The sequence below is a fragment of the Halalkalibacter sp. HAAS-P014 genome (assembly GCF_056619965.1).
In genome coordinates, this window is record NZ_JBWQTV010000010.1 from 45455 (window position 1) to 61860 (window position 16406).

General features: G+C 39.0%; 17 protein-coding genes and 1 riboswitch. Of the genes, 1 reads left to right on the forward strand and 16 read right to left on the reverse strand.

Annotated elements, in window-relative coordinates; all coding sequences use genetic code 11:
- Nucleotide 1: 1 nt before the first annotated feature.
- Genes AC1FXZ_RS07860 through AC1FXZ_RS07875 form a run of 4 tightly spaced genes read right to left on the reverse strand, consistent with a single transcriptional unit; the run spans nucleotide 2 to nucleotide 3772 of the window.
- Nucleotides 2-838, reverse strand: coding sequence for a PP2C family protein-serine/threonine phosphatase (locus AC1FXZ_RS07860; protein ID WP_480052304.1), 837 nt, complete (start codon nucleotides 836-838; stop codon nucleotides 2-4).
- Nucleotides 838-1158, reverse strand: coding sequence for an STAS domain-containing protein (locus AC1FXZ_RS07865; RefSeq protein ID WP_480052306.1), 321 nt, complete (start codon nucleotides 1156-1158; stop codon nucleotides 838-840). Before AC1FXZ_RS07865 ends, AC1FXZ_RS07860 begins: the two co-directional genes overlap by 1 nt.
- 22 nt (nucleotides 1159-1180) lie before the next feature.
- Nucleotides 1181-2782 carry a HAMP domain-containing protein gene (locus tag AC1FXZ_RS07870; protein ID WP_480052308.1) on the reverse strand — a complete coding sequence of 534 codons (1602 nt, stop codon included), beginning with the start codon at nucleotides 2780-2782 and terminating at the stop codon, nucleotides 1181-1183.
- 24 nt (nucleotides 2783-2806) lie between these two features.
- A complete protein-coding gene (locus AC1FXZ_RS07875) occupies nucleotides 2807-3772 on the reverse strand; it encodes an ATP-binding protein (protein WP_480052310.1) in 966 nt (321 codons plus the stop codon).
- A 149-nt stretch (nucleotides 3773-3921) separates the two neighbouring features.
- Nucleotides 3922-4008, reverse strand: a riboswitch (cyclic di-GMP riboswitch).
- A 509-nt stretch (nucleotides 4009-4517) separates the two neighbouring features.
- On the opposite strand from AC1FXZ_RS07875, the gene AC1FXZ_RS07880 reads away from it, so the two are divergent.
- The gene (locus AC1FXZ_RS07880; protein WP_480052312.1) at nucleotides 4518-6206 is read left to right on the forward strand and encodes a methyl-accepting chemotaxis protein; all 1689 of its coding nucleotides are present in this window, start codon (nucleotides 4518-4520) and stop codon (nucleotides 6204-6206) included.
- Between the two features lie 85 nt (nucleotides 6207-6291).
- On the opposite strand, the gene AC1FXZ_RS07885 is transcribed toward AC1FXZ_RS07880, so the two are convergent.
- The 12 genes from AC1FXZ_RS07885 to AC1FXZ_RS07940 all read right to left on the reverse strand — a co-directional run bounded on the left by AC1FXZ_RS07885 (nucleotide 6292) and on the right by AC1FXZ_RS07940 (nucleotide 16386).
- Nucleotides 6292-6699 (reverse strand): flagellar basal body-associated FliL family protein, encoded by a 408-nt coding sequence (locus AC1FXZ_RS07885; protein ID WP_480052314.1) that lies wholly within the window; start codon nucleotides 6697-6699, stop codon nucleotides 6292-6294.
- Nucleotides 6700-6731: 32 nt separating this feature from the next.
- A complete protein-coding gene (locus AC1FXZ_RS07890) occupies nucleotides 6732-7736 on the reverse strand; it encodes an HD-GYP domain-containing protein (RefSeq protein WP_480052316.1) in 1005 nt (334 codons plus the stop codon).
- A 33-nt stretch (nucleotides 7737-7769) separates the two neighbouring features.
- A complete protein-coding gene (locus AC1FXZ_RS07895) occupies nucleotides 7770-8126 on the reverse strand; it encodes a response regulator (protein WP_480052318.1) in 357 nt (118 codons plus the stop codon).
- Nucleotides 8127-8164: 38 nt separating this feature from the next.
- Nucleotides 8165-8626 carry a chemotaxis protein CheX gene (locus AC1FXZ_RS07900; RefSeq protein WP_480052320.1) on the reverse strand — a complete coding sequence of 154 codons (462 nt, stop codon included), beginning with the start codon at nucleotides 8624-8626 and terminating at the stop codon, nucleotides 8165-8167.
- A gap of 370 nt (nucleotides 8627-8996) precedes the next feature.
- A complete protein-coding gene (locus AC1FXZ_RS07905) occupies nucleotides 8997-10958 on the reverse strand; it encodes a methyl-accepting chemotaxis protein (RefSeq protein WP_480052322.1) in 1962 nt (653 codons plus the stop codon).
- A 240-nt stretch (nucleotides 10959-11198) separates the two neighbouring features.
- A complete protein-coding gene (locus tag AC1FXZ_RS07910; RefSeq protein WP_480052324.1) occupies nucleotides 11199-11699 on the reverse strand; it encodes a hypothetical protein in 501 nt (166 codons plus the stop codon).
- Nucleotides 11700-11755: 56 nt separating this feature from the next.
- Entirely contained in the window at nucleotides 11756-11983 is a 228-nt protein-coding gene (csrA, locus tag AC1FXZ_RS07915; RefSeq protein ID WP_480052326.1) for a carbon storage regulator CsrA, read from the reverse strand.
- Nucleotides 11983-12432 carry a flagellar assembly protein FliW gene (gene fliW / locus AC1FXZ_RS07920; RefSeq protein ID WP_480052328.1) on the reverse strand — a complete coding sequence of 150 codons (450 nt, stop codon included), beginning with the start codon at nucleotides 12430-12432 and terminating at the stop codon, nucleotides 11983-11985. Before fliW ends, csrA begins: the two co-directional genes overlap by 1 nt.
- A gap of 234 nt (nucleotides 12433-12666) precedes the next feature.
- Entirely contained in the window at nucleotides 12667-13248 is a 582-nt protein-coding gene (locus AC1FXZ_RS07925; RefSeq protein WP_480052330.1) for a DUF6470 family protein, read from the reverse strand.
- Between the two features lie 26 nt (nucleotides 13249-13274).
- A complete protein-coding gene (flgL, locus tag AC1FXZ_RS07930; protein ID WP_480052332.1) occupies nucleotides 13275-14147 on the reverse strand; it encodes a flagellar hook-associated protein FlgL in 873 nt (290 codons plus the stop codon).
- 19 nt (nucleotides 14148-14166) lie between these two features.
- Entirely contained in the window at nucleotides 14167-15870 is a 1704-nt protein-coding gene (flgK, locus tag AC1FXZ_RS07935) for a flagellar hook-associated protein FlgK (protein WP_480052334.1), read from the reverse strand.
- A 21-nt stretch (nucleotides 15871-15891) separates the two neighbouring features.
- On the reverse strand, nucleotides 15892-16386 hold the full coding sequence (locus tag AC1FXZ_RS07940; protein ID WP_480052336.1) for a flagellar protein FlgN: 495 nt from the start codon (nucleotides 16384-16386) through the stop codon (nucleotides 15892-15894).
- Nucleotides 16387-16406 lie beyond the last annotated feature (20 nt).

Consider the following 16406-nt stretch of genomic DNA (forward strand, 5'->3'; position numbering starts at 1 on the left):
CCTACTCGTGAAATACTGGTGAATTTAAGCTCGTAATATCTGATCTCTCGTACGTCAGTTTCAAAACAACCATCGTAATATCATCTTTTTGCGCTGCTCCATCCATGAAAGCATGAACGGAATCAATGACACTTTTCTCGATTTCTCCTACATCACTGTCTTGATGTTCCCCTAATGTTTCGGTTAAGCGTTCTAATTGATATTGTTCTCCATGTGGATTTTGCGCTTCAACGATTCCATCTGTGTAAAAAAAGACTGTATCATTCTTTTTTAGTGATATCGTTTCTTCGCGATAAACTTGATTCGGCAGGCCCCCAACCATTATCCCTTTTGCCTTTGGAAGAAGAGTGACATCCCGTTTAGCCCCATTGATATGTAGAGGCATATTATGACCAGCATTTGAATAGGTCAACACCTCGGTTTCAGGATCCCAATCGGCACAAAACAACGTTACAAATGATTTTAATTTGCGCAAATCTGCATATAGCGCTTGATTCATTGCTGTTAGTGTTGCACCAGGTCCAGACGTGCTTTCAGCAGCAGTACGAAAGGCTCCTCTCGTTAAGATCATCAGCATTGCTGCTGGAATTCCCTTTCCCATCACATCGCCTATGACGATACGAATTTTTCCGTTAGCAAGTGGATAAAAGTCATAATAATCTCCACCAATTAGCCTTGCTGGAAGGGATGAACCGATCACTTCGCCATTATCAATTGTCGGTGTGTTGCCATTTAATAATGTCGCTTGAATGTTTTTAGCAAGGTTAATTTCCCGTTGCAATGTTTTGTCAATTTCCTTTATCGTATGCTTAGGTACCGAAAGCCCATCAAAATACATCAAATGACCTCCCCTTGAACTGCTTCTAAAATTTGATATAACCCAACCATTTCAAACACTTGGTGTGTTAAGTCATTCACTCCTTGGAGGACGATCTTAAACTGCTTTTCTTGTGATAGATGAATGGCGTTAATAATGGAACCAATTCCTGTTGAATCCAAAAATTCTAACTGAGAAAAATCTAGCACTAACAAGGTAATATCATCAGCAATACTCTCAAGATAAGGATCAACCCTATTTGTTGTGGAAATATCCATTATGCCGCTAATCATCAGTTTCATCGTTGAACCGTTTATTTCTTTTTCAACATGTAAGTTCATTTTTTAGTTCCTTTCTTATTTCCTATTGGTCATCTTTTACTTTAAAGAAGGTGATTTTATTGTTTAACTCCATTGATAATTGGTCCATTTGGTGCAGCGCTTCCTTTAGTTCATGTAAAGTGTCATGGAACATAAGGGTAATCTCTGTCACATCAACCGAATGACCTTTCACCATTTTTTCTAGATTGATTATCTTTTCAATAATCTCGCGTAATGGTGCTTGTAAAAGAAGCGCGCTTTCCGTCTGCTCATCTTCCATCGAGTTAGAAAAACGCAGGATTTTCTCTAAGGAGATCTCGATTTCATTTAAAAGATCTTTTGATTCAGCTGTTATCGCCGTCGATGTTTCCCCCATCGTCTGGATCGATGAGTATACTTGCTTAGAAAGGACACTTGAGACAATAACTAACGAATTCGATTCTTCTTTTACACCCGTAATCAGTTGGTTGAAACGCTTCGTCATCTCATTAATGTTCTCAGCAAGCCAATCTAGTTCATTTTTTTCATTGATTACTAGTTCATTCGTTAAGTCTCCACCAGCGACATCTTGAATATGGGTAACAATCTCATTTAATGGCTGCAATTGCCTTTTAACGATAAGACGAATGATGATAAATAACGCTAGTGAGATAACGAATAGTCCACCTACAAACAAGAACAAAAGTTGATTTTCGGTCTGTTTTTGTTTCGTCAAGTCAAGCACAACTGTCATTACACGGTCATTTGGTAGTGCTTTATACACTTTTTTGTAGCTAACCCCATTTTCTTTGAACATGATGCTTTCGCTTTGTGCGCTGTTTTGAACTTGTTCTAATAGCGCTTCATCTTCTTCGCGTTCAAGTTGATTGCTACCATATAAGATAGGCAGATCAATATCAGGTTCAATGATGTCATTTTCATCTCCCTTTAACCAAGCCGGTACATTCATGACAGCAATCTCGTGGATCGTACTGTCTTCTTTCGTTATTTTTTCAATCATTTGCGTTGGCCCAGCTTGAAAGGTGACATTGTATATTTCTTCATCTAGTATGTAAGGGTTGATCATAAAGTCTGTCGTACCGTCATAGTAGTAACCAAATTTATAGTATAGATGCTCAAACAACTCAGCCCTTGAGATCGGGCCGACCCAATAATTCTCTAGACTAAACCCTTCCTCTACTGTTACTTCTTCTTCTGACATTAATTGATCAAATGCTGTAAACCAGTAGCCCCAATCTTTTGAGCCCATCTGAAGCTGCGTCTCATCAGAGGATCCGGTCACGACGATATCATCATCAATCCTCTCCCATAGCGAAATTTCTTCAACATCCCACCGATCGGCGAGTTCTCTCAATTCTTCTTGGCTAATCTCTTCTACTTGCCTTCCTCGCAACTCTGACATAATCCCCTTAGAGGATAAATACAATTGTTGTTCGATCATATTTTCAATCGTCTCAACCGATTCTTGTGTCGATTCCATCGCATGAAGAACGGTGCTCGTCACATGGTTGAGTTGATCCTCTTGTAGTTCTTCCATCCTTCCATTTAAAAAGTAAGAGCCTACGATAAACGTGAAAATCGTAATTCCTCCTACGTAGAACCCAATTTTTTTTAGTAGCTGCATCATCATCTGATTTTGTTTCATCATGTTCCTCCAGTCATCAGTCTATTACCCAGCACTTTGCGTCCGTGCTTCTTTCCAATCAAACGTTAAGATGAGAGTCGATCCCCTTTCTGAAGTAGACAAAATCACTTGTTTTGTCATTTTCATCATTAACGTAAACCCTTGTCCCATTGATCGTTTCGATGAGTAACCAGCTAATAGTGTATTGTTCGGCAAGTCTTTCAGAGGAAACCCTGGCCCACGATCAGCAATGATAAAACGGATCTCGTTCGTCTCTTCATCTTCAACGATTGTCATCGTACCTTGTTCTGCGTGTTTGATCGTGTTTGTAATCGCTTCAGACAACACGAGTAGCCAACTCATCATTGTTGCTTGATTATCAACCTTTTGTTCTAGCATCTCTTTCGCTTGATTCCGGCAAATAGGAATGTCCGAACGTTCTTTCACCATTCCTTCACAAAGCACAGAACCCGATACATAGCTGCTTACTTCCTCTTCTTTAATAAGCAAAAACTGACCTTGAGTCGCAGCATAAATGACATCCCGGTAAACGGACCAAGTTTTTTCCTCATCTGAAACCTCTTCCTTTTCCACAGTTGGCTCTTGTTTCATGACCATATTTGTTGATGAAAACAAGTCCTGTCGATGCATTGCATAGACTTTTAACATTGCATTTTGAAGATCGTCACGAACATCTAGCTTTTTAATTTGACTTGAGACATTTTGATTTTGCTCATTCCAAGCTAGCATCTTCTCACTTAAATAGAGTAAGTACTCATTACTCTTTGGTGAATTCTTGCTCAAAAAGGATGGCTTTGATAAAGACAGATAAAATAACGCATCGCCCACATCATCATGGAAGTGCAAGTACTGACTTAACTTTCGGGCAAGAAATCCTCTTTTTACCATATAGCTCATTTCCGTATAGGAAATATCTGATGCAAGAGATGGTGCACCCATCTGAGTAGCGATCGTCGTATCTTTAAAAACCTTATCTAGAAACCGTTTCAATGAATGCCCCTCCTTTGATAGATTTTTCATTCCTCATTAAAAACTTCGCTGCATTATGCCAATAAAAAACAAGCCCACCAAAAGGAGGGCTTGTAAAATAATGGGTAATAGATGATCGCCATCTCCCCATACTCTAAAAATCCAACCTTTTCGGAAACCAGGCGATCATAGCTGCAAGCAGCCTTAGACCCATAGCTTTGCGTCCTTATTTTTCAATAAGTTTGCCAGTATCGAAGGTTCTATTTATTATTTATATCGTTTCGCTTTTGTAGGACTTAAGTGGCAAGTTATTCCTTTTCTTTTTTCTTAATCTTGTTACTTTATTTTCCACTAAAAATCCATTTCCGTGAATCAGCGCGTGTTCTTATTTTCCACATAACATACAAAGGTGAGATTAGGACTTGACTCCTTTTATAAAGGATATTTCTTTTCTCCATGAGCCTTTTGCTATCATAGGAGCAATATTCAATAGGAATCTGTTCCTATTGATTGAGGCTACTAAATTAGTACTTGTTTGAAAATAGTAATATACTAGTATATAATCAAGGAGTATAAAGTTTCACAAATTTGTGAAAAATTCACTCTGCAGGAACTGATAGAATTCCTTTTGCTATCTCTATTGCTAAGAGATAGCCTTTTTAAATTCTGACCATTTAATTAAGGGGGAGTTTAGTAGTAGTTATACATATACCTTTAGATCTATTATCAAAAGACATTTTCTAAGACCCTATTGGAGGAAGCATCAATGAAACTTACATTAAGAAAGAAATTATTTACAAGCTATTTAATCATCTCCCTGTTATTTGCTGTTGCGAGCATCGTTTCGTATGTCTCGCTTAAGCAAACGAACAATTCCTATACCGACTTGCTAGATAACGTCGTTAGTCTGCAATCGATTTCACAAGAAGTTGATACGCTCGTTAGCAATCAGACAAGTGAACTTAGAGGGTTTTTACTTTACAGAGAGGAAAGTCACTTTGATCAATTAAGGGAACAAAATAATCAAATTAACTCGTTACTCGAACAAGCGAGACAATACACAGAAGCAGAAGAAGTCGTTGCTTATTTTGATACTTTAGAAACGATCAATAAAGATTTTCTCGAGGCAGCTGAGCGCTCTATCGATGTTGCTAGGACAGATCTAGAAGCTGGGATTCAAATGGCTAATTTAAATGTTGTTAGTCTTAGTGAAGAGATGAGCACCTTATCTCGTGACTTTACCAATCAACTCGGGGAATATCTTGAACAAAATCAAACAGAGACGAACCGAGGAGCGCAGACTGCCATTTTTATTGCGATTATAGTTAGTGCGCTGGCCTTTTTAATTGCAATTGTAAGTGGAGTCTTAGTATCCAATATTATTGCAAAACCCATTATTCGCTTGCAAGAAGTAGCCAAACAAGTCGCTTCTGGGAACTTAGCAGTCAAAAAAATGACCTTGAAAAGCGAAGATGAAATTTATCATTTAAATGAATCCTTCAACATAATGAGTGATAACCTTCGTGGAATGATCGCTCAAATTCAGTCAAATTCAGAGCAAGTAGCTGCTTCATCCGAACAATTAAATGCTAGCGCAAATGAATCAGCTAAAGCAGGTGATCAAATCACAGAATCGATACAATCAGTCGCTTCTGGAGCAGAAAAGCAACTTGAAAGCACGATGATTGCCAATGATAAAGCTAATGAAATATCGGTTGGAATTGAACAAATTTCACAGTCTATTCAATCCGTGACTGAAGCTACAAATGTAGCACAACAAAAATCACAAAATGGGGTTGAGGTCGTTGGAAGAACGGTGAGTCAAATGAGCACCATTAGCAGCTCGGCAACAGCAGCTTCAAACGTGATACGAAATTTAGAGGAGAAGTCAAAGGAAATCGGCACGATCATTTCTATGATTACGGACGTCTCCGATCAAACAAACCTGTTAGCATTAAACGCTGCGATAGAAGCAGCTCGCGCAGGTGAGCATGGAAGAGGATTTGCCGTTGTTGCCGATGAAGTTCGTAAATTAGCTGAACAATCCAATCAATCAGCCAGTCAAGTTAGCACATTGATCAAAGATATCCAACGTGACATTCAGTTATCGGTATCTACAATGGCTGAAGGCGAGGATACTGTGAAAAAAGGGCTTGTCTACGTAGAAGAGGCCGGTAATGAATTTAAAGGGATTTCTCATTCCATTAGTGAAATTGTTACGCAAATTGATGAAGTGTCAGTTGCGATCCAACAAATCGCGATTGGTACCGGTTCGATGCTTGAGTCAATTAATGAAGCCTCTACAATAGCCGAAAGTTCCTCGTCCTACTCACAAAATGTCGCAGCATCTGCAGAACAACAGACCGCTACAATGGAGGAAATATCAGCTTCGGCTGAAATGCTTTCAAAAATGGCCGAAGAACTTCAAGAAACCGTTAAAAGATTTCAGATTTAAATAATAAAAACACCTCCAGCCTCAAATCATTTAGTTTGAGTTGGAGGTGTTTTTATGTTTGTACATAACGGAAAATTACTCTCATCTATTGCATTACCTTTTCAGTTATATACACTTGTTCAATTTTCCCCTTTGTTAAAAATGGGCTTATTTCTTCCTTAACATTTGCTTCAAGTTTTTCAAAGCCACCTTCTTGTTGAATTGAATGTTTATCTAATGATGAAAGATGAAGAATCAATTTGCTTTCAACAAGTGGGAATGCATTCTTTAATTCCCTTTTCGTAGTTCTGGAGTCTGTCTCAATAGCAAATGCAATTTGTATATGGCTTTTGTTTTGAATGGTTGTAACGAGCTTATCTGTATGAAAGACTCGATCTTCTAGTGTACGTAATTCATTAGATGAAGCATCGGACGAATTAATATTTTGAAAGATAATAACGCCTGATAAACTAATAACAACTACAGTTAACAAACCTATGATTAAATTTTTCATATATGCCTTCCTTGATGTTGTGATTATTTTTACTACAATGGTACGTTACGTTCCTCTTTTAAAATAGATTCTATGAAAATCGTTGGTTGATAATTAAGATCGATTTCCCTATTTAATTCAAACAGTCGTACAATCGGACGATGTGGATTGGAAAATACTCTCGTAACGATGCCTTTTCCTTTGCTTCCTAAATTTAATTGAACGTTCGTACCTGGAGGATAACTTATAATCGCGTGGCTAAAGGCTAAAACAACATGGTGAGGGTATTTTGTTTCAGAGAAAGTCATGATTTTCTCGATCGCTTCATGCGGCAAGACTCCTTCTTCAGAAACCAAATGATCATAGTCATTAGCAACACTGCAAATTTGCGCAAACTCTAATACCTGTTCTCCCATTAGCTTTCTAGGATATCCTAGTCCATTGTTCGTTTCATGATGTTGATAAGCTACATGGGCCGAGACCAAACTAATTTCACGATTTCTTCTAATGATGTTGAATCCAGCCTCAGGATGCTCTTCCTTTTTCATTGGTTTTGCCTTTCCAATATCATGCAATAAACAACCCACTCCAAGATCATTCAGCTGTGTATACGTATAACCTAACTTTTTCCCAATTTGTAAGGCAATCAATGTGACATTTACAGAATGAGCAAAAAGGAATAACTTTTGATCAACGGCTGATGTCGGAATAAGCATAATCGCATTACGTTTTCGAACTTCGTCTATTAGCTTTTTAACCACTTTTTGAATGGCTTGTACTGGTAAAGGTAGGTTCAATTCCACTTCCTTAAATGCTGTTTCAACTACAGAAATATGCTCCAGCCATGTTGGCATATCCAACATCTCTTCTAACGATATCCCTTTTGATTTTGCATCTTCAATGAATAAATACTTAATCCCAAATTGTATTAATTTCTCTTTATACTTTGGATGAATGGTAGAACCGACTCCTAATAAGACACGCCTCTTCGAATCACAAACTGGCTTCGCTAATTGCATGCAATGCTCCTGATAGTCTTCAATCTCGATCATTCTCATATATACCACCTACAAACCTTATGTAAAAATTTATTATAATAATCTTTCTAATGCATCGCCAATTCGATCAGGTGTAAATGGTTTAACGATAAAGTCTTTCGCCCCAGCTTGTATAGCCTCAACAACCATTCCTTGTTGTCCCATAGCTGAGCACATCACAACCGTGGCATTTGGATCACGTTTCTTTATTTCTTTTAGAGCTTCGACACCATCCATTTCTGGCATTGTAATATCCATTGTCACTAAGTCGGGCTTCAGCTCCTCATATTTTTGAATCGATTCCATTCCACTTGCCGCTTCACCGACAACCTCGTGACCAAGTTTACCCAAGATATCCTTTAATTGCATTCTCATAAATGCTGCGTCATCTGTTACTAATATTTTTGCCATCTTCTACACTCCAAGTTTTTTAAAATATATACCGGTCATTAATCAACTAATAAATACACGTTCAGGTCCCCTGCATTTTCAAATGTAACAGGCATAAGACTCGCTTTTTTGTATCCACTGAGAAGGGTGTCACCTTCCATGATCATGGGCGCCGTAATGTCAGTTTTAACACCTTGCTCGACAATCAGTGTTGACATTCCACCGGCAATCAAATTTCCAAGTTCTCCACTAAAAGATGGGAGCATCTCTCCATTTATTGGCATACCAAACATGGTTTCACCTATCGTTGAGAAAACCTTCGTTTCTCCGGCTAATACCAACTTACCTGTAAAATCTCCTGTGATCCCAACAACAACAGCAAAATTCAAGCGTAATGGATCTGTCATTAACGCAGAAGTTCCTAATTGAGTAGTCAAAGGAACGACATTTTTAATCGAGTTGAATACACCGTTTGACAAGTGGTTGATTATCGTATTCGACTGATCATTTGTATATAGCATAATAGTACCTCCGTCATTTGATTAATAGGTTCTATAAAACTCACTAAACAACACTCACATATACTAGACTTTAATCCTGATAATATCATACTACAAATTTCCTAATTTCGACATAACTTCATTTCTTTTTCTAGGTTTTATTGTTCTGTATATGTTTACTAATAGTAGGAAGGACAACCTTGTATACACTACTAATTCCTTATAAGGTAGAACGTCTATTCAATCCTCTTAACCTTCACTAGTGCTTTCCATACAATGTAAAACTTCCACAATCTCTAACATTAGAGGCTGTGGAAGTAGCAAAGTTTAGGGTTGCTGAAATCACTTACTCTAGAACTTACCTAGCTTTTATTGTAAGTTGTTCTAATAACTATAGTTTAAATACATCTACCGTGTTTTTTAATTCATTTGCATATTCACTTGTCTCTTCAGCACTTGCTGCTACCGTATCCAATGATGCTGTTGCTTCTTGTGTTGCTGCTGCTACTTCTTCTGCGTTCGTCGCTGTATTTTCGATAACTGTAGCAAGTGACTGGATTAGTTCCACGATTTTTTCCGATGTCGCTACCTCAGAATCTGTGATATTGCTTATCTCGTCTATATCCGAGACTGTCGTTCCAATGGCCTCCAGTATATTTTCCAATGCAGTACCAGCTTTTGTGACAGAGACAACTCCTCTTTCAACTTCTAAACGACTTTTTTGTGTTACCTCAACGGCCCCCTTAGTACTCTCCATAATTTTAGTAACTAAATTGGAAACTTGACTCGCACCGCGATTTGATTGCTCTGCCAACTTTCTCACTTCATCAGCTACTACAGCAAATCCCTTTCCAGCTTCTCCGGCTCTTGCTGCTTCAATCGCTGCATTTAAGGCTAATAAATTCGTTTGATCCGCGAGTTGGGTAATTGTTTCTGTAATCAGTCCAATTTCTTTTGAGTGCTTATCTAAAACTTTCATCATTTCTTCTGTTTCTTCTGTTTTTTCTTTAATATTCTCCATTCTCGTCATTGTCTCATCTACTGTCGTTCTTCCTTCAGAAGCAGTTTCTAGCGTTAATTTCGAACTATTTGTCGCTGAAACTGATTTTTCTTTGGCCTTTTGAATAAGTGAAGAGAGCTCAAGTAACACATTCTTCGCTTCAATTGTTGCACGAGTCCCAGTATCAGCATCATTAGCTACCTGTTGAGTGTTTTTTGCTATATCTTCAGCACCCGCTGTGATTTCTTCAGAAGATGCTGCTAACTCTTGGGATATAGCAGCCATATCATTTGATGCTTGTCGCACGTTCCCTACAACATCTCGAAGTCTTGATGTCATGTTATTAAACGCTTGTCCGAGCTTTCCAATCTCATCGTTTGAGCTACTAGTTACAAACTGAGATAAATCACCGTCACTCACCTTTTCTGAAACCACTTTCATTTCTTTTAACGGTTTTATAATCGATTTAATCACGAACCAGATCAGAATCGCTCCTATGATAATAGAGATGATGATAACAATAAGAGTGAATGTGAAAATTGGAGCCGCACTACGTTGAATTTCCTCAGCACTTATGGTGCTTCCAACTTTCCAGCCTGTTAATTCGTTCGTGACAAAGGTACTTCTCATCTTTTGTCCACTTTCGTTGACATAGTCAAATTGACCATTATTACCACTGGTCAAGTATGCTCCCCAGTCTTCTTCCATCGGCTCTCCTGCCTCTAAATCCGGGTGCACAATCGGCACATTGTTTTCATCTAAAATAAAAACAAAACCTTCGTCACCAATTGCTATACTAGAAATAATGTTTTGAAACTCCGATAAGTCCATCTGTAATCCAATAACTCCTGATTGATCACTTGTTGCTTTAGAAAAGGTTATAACCATCCCTCCAGTCGAGATGGCAATATACGGATCTGTAATACTTACTGCCTCTACATCCTTCATTGCTCCTTCATACCATGGGCGTGTGCGTGGATCAAACCCTTCATTCTCTGGTCCGGGATTAGGTTCACGAATCATTTCTCCTTCTTCTTCTGTTCCTAAATAAGCAAAATCTAACTCAGTATGATTCTCTACATAATCATTTAGAATTTGTCGAACTTCAGGGCTTTCCCACCCATCATATAAATCTTCGTTAATCAATTTTGATAAAAAATCAACATCAGCCATTTTACTAGAGATTAGATCATCCACTTTTTGACTGACAATATTCGAATTCTCCATTGCATCTTTCATCATCTGCTGTCCTAACGTACGTTCTGCCGATTGGTACGACGTAATACCAATTACTAGTGACGGTATGATCAGTACGATTAAAAAGGTACTAATCAACTTAAGTTTTAATGTCATTTGTGCTTCCCCTTTGAATTGTTTATTTTTCACCCATTTGTATACGCTTACCATACAAAAAGACTTCTTTTTCTTTATAGTTTACTAAGTTTTATATCTTGGTAATGTAATATAGATCACACATTAATGATCCAATAAGAAAAAGACCGTTCCTTAGGGCTAGTGGGATTGATCTAGGGAACAGCCTTCTTTAGTTTGGAGCGGTTTTTCCGGCCGGTCTTGCTCGGGTTCCGGTCATAGTCACTCCATTTCCGGCCGGTTCCTTTTTTTCCGGCCACTTCTCCTCGCATTCCGGCCGGTTCCCTTTCGGTTCCGGCGGCTTCTCTCTTCTTTCCGGCCACTTTCTTTCTGTTTCCGGCCGGTCCCTTTTTTTCCGGCCACTTCTCCTCGTATTCCGGCCGGTTCCTTTTCGGTTCCGGCGGCTTCTCTCTTCTTTCCGGCCACTTTCTTTCTGTTTCCGGCCGGTCCCTTTTTTTCCGGCCACTTCTCCTCGTATTCCGGCCGGTTTCTTTTCAGTTCCGGCGACTTCTCTCTTCTTTCCGGCCACTTTCTCTCTGTTTCCGGCCGGTCCTTTTTTTCCGGCCACTTCTCCTCGTATTCCGGCCGGTTTCTTTTCAGTTCCGGCGGCTTCTCTCTTCTTTCCGGCCACTTTCTCTCTGTTTCCGGCCGGTCCTTTTTTTCCGGCCACTTCTCCTCGTATTCCGGCCGGTTTCTTTTCGGTTCCGACGGCTTCTCTCTCATTATTAGCCCATACAAAAAAGCCGAGAACCCATGTTAGTTTCTCGGCCTACCTTATGTTATTTTCCATCTTTTAAAAAACCTTTTAACACATCTACAGAAACCGTTTGTGCTGCTGCACTGTTTTCTTCTTGGATAGCCAGATATATTTCTTTACGGTGAATCTCGATATTTTTCGGTGCATTTATTCCAATCTTAACTTGATCGCCTTCTATAGCAATAATTTTAAGTTCAATGTCGTCACCGATTTGGATCGCTTCTTGGATCTTTCTTGAAAGGACAAGCATTACTTATCCCCCTTTGTAACAACAACCTCTTTAAAGATAGGGTGTTTTGTTTGATAGTCGCTATCACTTATCAATAATTGCTTTCCTTTTTGCTTTACAGCATTGATGATGACTGGTCCTTGAAGATTAGCTGTTGTTTCATTAAATGGTTCTTTCACCGTTAGCATAACAAATGTTGCAACATCTTCTTGCTTATCGATTTCCAATGCATCGATAAGTGAGTCAGGAAGTTTGACTTGATAGCCTGGTACAAAGTCAAATGGATTCACCAATATGAAGGCGACTTCTTGTGTTTTTGTTGATTGCAATACAAAAAAAGGAGTACCTTCTTCAAATGGTAAGAGTACAAATGATGTTTCCTCTTCAAAAGCTGGAATTCCCTTTTCAAACTCAATTACACGATCTTTATGTATGTCGATTGTCCCTTGATACTTTGTTTGGATTTGCATTGTTCACTCACCTTTTCCCTTACTATACGTGCTATTTATTATTGTCATTGTAACATAACAAAATCAATCGCTTTAGGAGAACTCATTACAGTTAACTAAATTGTTTAAAAACACAATTTTCTACTCAAGCTTCCATTATTATTACAATATTTCCTTACACCTTTGTCGATTTCCCGGGAAAGATGTTAGTTATTTCCTTGAAAATAGAAAAAGAAGCCATTACGACTTCTTTCTCTATAAACCAATATTAATATTTCCACCAGTGACAGTGAAGGAAATATGATTCTTTTGTTGAAGGTAGGCTTCTGTTTGCCATCTTGGAATCTCTATCTGCACGTCTTTTGTATGAACTTGAATGCCCAGTGGTTGATCATGAGCATGTGTTGTAACTTCACTAGGTTGATAGTGAAAATCAACACGGTCCATCGAACGTGGCATATTCACTAGACTCACTTGTTTTTCTGGACGTTCGCTGTTCGTTTTTAAAATTCGGGGGATTGCACCTGTTCCATTCTCAATTCGCATCATTTGATCGCCTTGTTGTGCTGTCCTTGTAATAAACTCGGCTGCTTTTCTTCTTCCACTTGAAAGATACTCTAGGTTTTGTCTTAGAGCAGGTACAAGATTTGCATCGGCAAATGCCTCTGTTTGGTCGATGTGCATTTTTGCAGCTGATTTACTAATTTCAATCAAACCTGCATGCTTTTGGTTTAACAACAAATCTGGATTTTTTTGACGAATTTGCAAATGAGGGCGATTTGAGCGAAGTCCGATATAGGCGCTGGACTGTTGAATGTCTATTGACGGTACTTGCATCTTCTCTCCCCCTACTCACTCTTCTTTTATCTTAAAAAGTCCATTAGTGTCGGTTGAATAATTCTAGCACTTGTTGCTAGAGCTGCGCGATGGACGCTTTCTTGTGTCATCAAATCAATAATCACTTTTTCCATATCGGCATCTTCGTTATCAGACATGATTCGATTTGCAATAACTTCTTGTTCCATTAAACGATTTTCCATCATTTCCACTCGATTTAACCGGGCTCCAAGTTCAGCGCGTTCAGCAACAAAGTTATTTATGTGCCCAAATACCGTATCGACAAAGCTAGTGATATCTTCACCACTCGTAGTTTCATCTTGCAAAGCAGCTTCTAGATCTTTGAGATCATTAAATAGTTCATTATTAAAAACGTTCTCTGGATTGATATTAACTTGAACGGATACCCCTTTTAATAACTCCACCTCAACTGGCTGAGAGTTGGTCGATACGACACCATCTTGTACAGGGGCCGTTGTCGTATTTGTTCCGTTAAAAATATATTTATTGCTATTTTTAGAATTAGCAATTGCTTCTAAATGCTCACGAAGCTGCATAATTTCTTTTGCAATATTGCCACGTTCTTCTGGATTATAAGAGTCATTAGCAGCTTGTGTTGCTAATTCACGAATACGTACAAGAGCTTGTGTTCCTTGGTCCAATGCCGTATCGGTCGTATCCATCCAATTGTATACTTCACCGATATTCCGTTTGAACTGTTCAACTTCTGTGACTTGCGTCCGGTAACGCATCCCTTTCATTGCTACAACTGGATCTTGTGAAGCTCTTGTTATTTTCTTCCCACTTGCTAATTGATCTTGAATCGTTCCTAACCGTTCATAACCTTGGCTAATATGTCTTAATGAGCTCTGCGATAGCATCATTTGTGTCACTCGCATATAGGTTCACCTATCTTTCTTACCTGCCGACTACGCCCATACCGTTAATGATACGCTCTAGCATTTCATCGACCATTGTAATATTTCTTGCAGCAGCATTGTAGGCATGCTGATACTGAATCATCATCGTCATTTCTTCATCAAGGGAAACATTACTTACAGATTGTCTGCGATAATCTACACTCTCACGCAATGCTTCATTGCTCGCTAACATTCGTCCGGCCTCAGATGTATCAACAGCCATTTGACCTATAACTCCTTGATAGAAGCTACTTATGGTAGCTGTCTCATCCCCAAACGCTAGCGTCAAGTCTTTGACATCTGCTAATCGCTTCGCATTACTTCCGTCACCAGCAAAGGCTCTTGGTGCCCCTTCAATAAAGTTAGCGTCATTTCCATAGAAAGCTAGAATATCTGTATAATACGTATCACTAAATGGTGCATTTAACAAATCTTGATACTGTTGTCTTTGCTGTTCTACAATTGCGTCTGTATTAAGGCCACTTGCTGCAATATTATTTAAACTTGATTGGATATTGTTATGGATTTTCATTTGGCTTGCAGCACCTTCGCCATCTGCAGTTGTTGTTCCAAGATCAAAGAATAGTCCACCTAAGGAAACAGACCCATCTGATGCAGGCAGTGTAAACCCAATTTGATGAGTTTGATTCACTTCGTTTGCAAACGCAAACGCCATATCATCTAGGTTTTTTAGCATGTCCGGATAGAGCCCGATAATATTTCCGTTGTTATCAGCGTATCCATATGCAGAAATTAAAGCTTTCATTTCACCACGAGGTATGGTCTCTAAATCAATTGTTGCCACTGGATCCCCATCAACCGTTGTTACTGTCATTCCATTTACGTAATTACCGTCAGTGCCATAAGATAAATTAAATTTCTTTGTGGGTTCTTCTCCCAAACCATCGACTAGCTTAATAGGAGCTCCATTTGATTCGAGTGGAGTCCCTTTATCGTCCACTAGTGTAACTGTCACAGCTCCTTCTGCAGCAGGATTCGGCTGCCCTTTGCTCTTTTCTCGTTCGACACTAATATTAACGATACGTGATAACTCATCAAGCAAGCGATCCTGCTCATCATAAAGATCATTTGTCACATATCCATGAGGTTCTGTTTCACGAATTTGTTGATTCACGCCTTCTAATCGTTGTAAAATCGCATTTACCTCATTTTGCGTCACGTTAATTTCATTACGGTAATCGTTTTGAATCGCTGTTAGGGAATCATTCATGAAGTTAAACGTTTCAGAAACTGCGACGGCCCTCTGACGCACGACTGAACGAGCACCTGCGTCTTCAGGATCAACTGTAAGGTCTTGAAGAGCCATCCAAAACATATCAATTTGCCTGCTTAATCCTTGTTCTGATGGCTCATTTAAGATATCTTCCATTTTCTCAAGAGCCTTAAATTGCGCATCCCAAAAGCCAACTTTGTTGTTTTCATTTCGATACTGTATATCAAGAAAACTTTCACGTACACGTTGGATCGAACCTGCTTCTACTCCTGTACCGATATGACCTGGAATACGTGGGGCATTTCGTCCGATTGCTGGGTAAGGCTCTGTTTGGCTAAAATTCACTCGCTGCCTAGTGTATCCAGGTGTATTGGCATTCGCTATATTATGTCCGGTTGTATGAAGTGCGTATTGTTGTGTCATCATCGCACGTCTTGCTGTTTCTAATCCGTGGAACGTTGATTGCATTGGGTGGATCCTCCGTTTCTTTTACGCTTTTGAATCAAAAAGCGAATGAGCGCCTCCTATTGGCCTCTCGTCGCGCTCCTTTGGGTTGTAACTTATATCTTCTTTGTTCGGCATCATTAAATCTAGAGAGAGGTTCACAAACCGCAACGATTCTTCAATAAGAGATTGATTAAGTTCGTTTTGTTTTTTCAGTTCCACAACCAACTTGACCAGTTTATTTTGCAGCTCATTTAATTGATTTCCCTCAACATCAGTTGCATAGTTTTTAATATCGGACAACGTTGCGTCTTCTTTTACCTCTCCCTTTTCGACTAAAAAGGTTCTTACCACTTTTGTTCGGAGTATTTCGGTTGTTTGCAATTTATGAGCTAGCTTCGACTCTTCACGAACAAGTTTCTCTAGAGCTTTAATATCGCCTTTTTTAATCGGTTCAACTTTTTGAATGGCTATGTCTATTAATGCTTCGTGAATTTCAAGTAAACGTTCAATTAACTGTGTGATTGCTACGATTGACATACCCATCCTCCTCAAATTTT